The organism is Staphylococcus sp. EG-SA-2 (assembly GCF_017152085.1).
In genome coordinates this window covers 1-3,696 of the sequence record NZ_JACYHC010000531.1, presented here as the reverse complement: position 1 = coordinate 3,696, position 3,696 = coordinate 1, and the positions used below count along the sequence as shown (strand labels likewise).

Sequence of the window (3,696 nt, the reverse complement as noted above, 5' to 3'; positions counted from 1 at the left end):
GTATTGAGTGTCTTCAAAGTACCTTCACCTTTTAGCAACATATCTATATCGCTTAACGCACAACCTAAATCTTTAAGCAATAAGATTAACTCTAATGTTTGTCGCTGTTGTTCTGTATACACACGACGCTTTCCTTCTGTAAATCCTTGTGGTTTCAAAATACCTTTGCGATCATAATATTGAATCGTTCGTGTTGTCACATTGCATAATTTTGCGAGTTCTCCAGTCGAATAGTTAGACATAGATTCCACCTCCTACAATCACCATAGTTGATGACCCGACGTCACGAGCAAGTACAATTTCCATATTTTTAAGAAATTTATTATACTTGGCGTCTTATTTTTATGATTTCGTACCATGTTGATTTACAAAATCACTCAAATTAAGCAACACTCCTACTAAACGTCTACTCTGTTATTTCAGAATGAATTTGTTGTAATTTATCTTCAACTTCAGTAATCTCTGTCGCACATTCTTTCAGTAAATCTCGATACTTTTCCGTCTCTGCATTGTTTTTATAACGTATTTTATGTTCTAAACTTGCCCACATATCCATACCTATCGTTCTAATTTGAATTTCAACAGGCAATACCTCAACGCGTTCTGCTAAAAAGACTGGAATGGATACAACGATATGTAAACTGCGGTAACCATTTTCTTTAGGGTGCTGAATATAATCTTTACGTTTTATCAATTGTACGTCTTCTTGTTTAAGCAACATCTCTTCAATCAAATAAATATCATCTAAGTAATTACATACTACGCGAATTCCCGCAATATCCAGTATGTGTTCTTTGGCAGTTTCTGCACTAATCTGTAATCCTTTACGATTAAGCTTTTCTATTAAACTACGCATTTCTTTCACACGTCGCTCCATATGATGTATAGGATTGTGTTTATAAATGTGATTGAAATTGTCATCTAAAATACTCAGTTTAGTGCTTATTTCCTTTAGTGCTGACGAATAAATATGATCTAACTCTACGAAACCTAATAACGTATCAAATGCTTCATCACCATTTTCAAATTTACTTAAACTATTTTTAAAATCATGTCGCAAATCCTCTAAATATAGTGATGGTTTTCGATCTACATACATTTTTATACTAACCTCCGATATATAATCATCTTTATTGTACCTAACATTTTATTAAGATAATACTAATACACTATCGAACTTTGGGCTGATACTGAAACAGCACAAAGAAACTCAAACAATCCGAATTATGTATCAAAACCTTCAATTACAGGAAGTAATTTTAAAATGATTTAACGCAAAAAAACACCTGTTACCGTTATATAGGTACAAGTGCTTAATTGATAGAGATGTTATACGTCTTTAAATGATTCCACAACTTTTGGATGTGCACCATCCATAAGCGGTTCTCTTTGTCGAACGCCACCACTTTGGTTGCCAATTGATTCGCTATCAAAGTACGATTTATCTTGATTTGATTGTTCTTGAATATGTTCTTCATTATCAGTTGTTGCATATTCACTATCCACCTCTGCTTTTTCCATTGTTGCTGTATGGAATTGTACGAAGTTCTCTTCTTCTAATGCTTTGATTTCTTCTTTCGATAACGCTCGATACCAATCTTTCGCTTTTTTCGCCGCAATAGGAACAACATCTTTTTCAAGATATCCTTCTTTTAACATTGCATTCGCAATTTCTATCGCTTTTTGCCGTTTAATTACTTCAAATTCTTTCCATTTTTCGGGGTAACCTTTCATTGTAAAGGGCATTTCCTTAACCTCCAATATGTTATAATTCATGTTATATACCACCATAATTATAAAATGAAACATATTAAACACAATTTTTTAGACTCCCGTCATAATAACTTCAGACAAACGTTAGTCTGACCTGATAAATATTTTATTTTAAACGTTCTTGTCTCTCTCACGAAAACCATTGTGTTGAATATTCATCATTGCTGATTGAATATAATTATACTGTGGTAAATCTGGTAATATCTTTATTTCTAATTCTGTATTTAATTCTAAATGCTTAGCGATGTTTTCAAATGTTGCTAAATACTCGCCCATTAATTGTTCATTTATTGTAAGTCTATCTTCATTAGCCATGGCTCTATTTAACATAAAGCTAATTTCTTCTAATGCGAATAAGCTAGGATAATAATTTTGAATCAATGTCTTATCACTAAATAATTCACCATTAGCTGCATTATAAACTTGCGTCATGTTATTTAATTTCACAGATAGGTTCATAGCCGTGTTTTTCTGATACACATCATCTTTATATTGGTTTTCAGAAAACAAATAATGGAAGAGCGTTGCTTCTTTACGAACAACTTCAGCCATTACATTAGGAAGCAATGCGGATGCGGTACGTTGTCCAAGGACAAATAAACCTATGATTGCAATCACAATACCCATTGCAACGTCAATAACTCTTGGAAACGCAATGTTAATTGTTAAATTCTGTGATGCTAATCCATTCATTAAAATAACTTGTATTGTAATAAAAACTACTGCAATCGCATAATTTGCTCCCACCAATGCTTCAGTAAACAATGCTGCAATGCCCATTAAAATTACTGCAACAGGTGTTGGTATTGAAAACAACAATATGACTGAAAGTACTAACACACCTAAAATAGTACCTAAACCTCGTGCCATACCTCTCTCGATTGCATGTATAGTTGATGTTCCTAGTAATATTGTATGTGCAGATAACGGTATCCAGTATGCTTTTTCAAAATCAAACATTAACGCAATAAATATCGCTATCATCATAATCGCTGTATATCTCAATGTATTTCTAAAAACAATAGAGTCTAATGTTAAATTTTGATAAATGCGTTTACTATATAAAGGTTTTCGCATGTCTGCTTCATACGCAATACGCGCTTCATTTGCATGCACCATTTCATCAATTTTCAATATATGGTTGAATAAATTTTGAAATTCCTCTGTTACTGTCACTTCTTTTCGCCAATATCTTACATTTTCATCACTATTATCTAGTTGTGCAATGATATGATCCATCATTTCAATTAACTCATCTGGCAATGGTCGAATTTGTTTAGCGTTCAACTCTAACAGTTCAGAATAAATCCCTTGGGCAGATGTGTGTAATAATAATAATTTTTGGAAACGTCTACTTAATTTATCGTTACTTGAAGTAGAAGTGATTAATAATTTATCAGATGCTTTAAAACTATCCACCGCTGTTTTTGCTACTTGTAAAAAAGCAGCTTTATCATTATAAGTGTGTAACAACTTAGATATGAGTTTAAAATCATTTTGAATTGCTTGTTCTTCAGCTTTGTTTTTAGAAAATACGATCGTGATTAACACCATCATAGTGGCAAGTATACCGCCTACTAAAATCGCAAAGCCTCTATATAATGCTTCTTCGGGAGCTATAGGTAAGTTAATGGGTAGACTGAATGTCACAATGAAGAATGTCGATGACGGTCCAGCTATTTTTAAGGCAGTAAATATATAAAATGGTATAACCGTAACAATTAATAATGTCATTCCAAAAACGAGTGGCGTTTTGGCTGTTAGCGTACCAAGCATCATACATATTGCAAACGCTAAATTACAAATTATTACAGTTCGCAGCTTAGATCGCGACGGACCTTTAAAAACATAAATATGGGCTAGTGTTCCGGTTGCAACTAATAATCCAAATTGGAAATTACCACATAAGTAACCGATTATTGC

4 protein-coding genes are annotated in these 3,696 nt (G+C 32.9%); all 4 read right to left on the bottom strand.

The features are described 5' to 3' along the window. Positions 1–242, bottom strand: a 242-nt coding sequence (locus IDG60_RS08735; RefSeq protein WP_206160626.1) for a MerR family transcriptional regulator, incomplete at its 3' end; no start/stop codon positions are given. A gap of 164 nt (positions 243–406) precedes the next feature. Then, positions 407–1,099, bottom strand: a complete 693-nt coding sequence (locus IDG60_RS08730; RefSeq protein WP_000289136.1) for a GTP pyrophosphokinase — start codon at positions 1,097–1,099, stop codon at positions 407–409. 230 nt (positions 1,100–1,329) lie between these two features. Then, a complete protein-coding gene (locus IDG60_RS08725; RefSeq protein ID WP_001117049.1) occupies positions 1,330–1,746 on the bottom strand; it encodes a DUF2188 domain-containing protein in 417 nt (138 codons plus the stop codon). Between the two features lie 138 nt (positions 1,747–1,884). Then, on the bottom strand, positions 1,885–3,696 hold a 1,812-nt coding region (locus IDG60_RS08720), incomplete at its 5' end, for an FUSC family protein (protein WP_241013351.1).

Coding starts and splice junctions, on each gene's coding strand:
- IDG60_RS08730 (WP_000289136.1), bottom strand. CDS start 1,099: ATGTATGTAGATCGAAAACCATCACTATATTTAGAGGATTTGCGACAT.
- IDG60_RS08725 (WP_001117049.1), bottom strand. CDS start 1,746: ATGCCCTTTACAATGAAAGGTTACCCCGAAAAATGGAAAGAATTTGAA.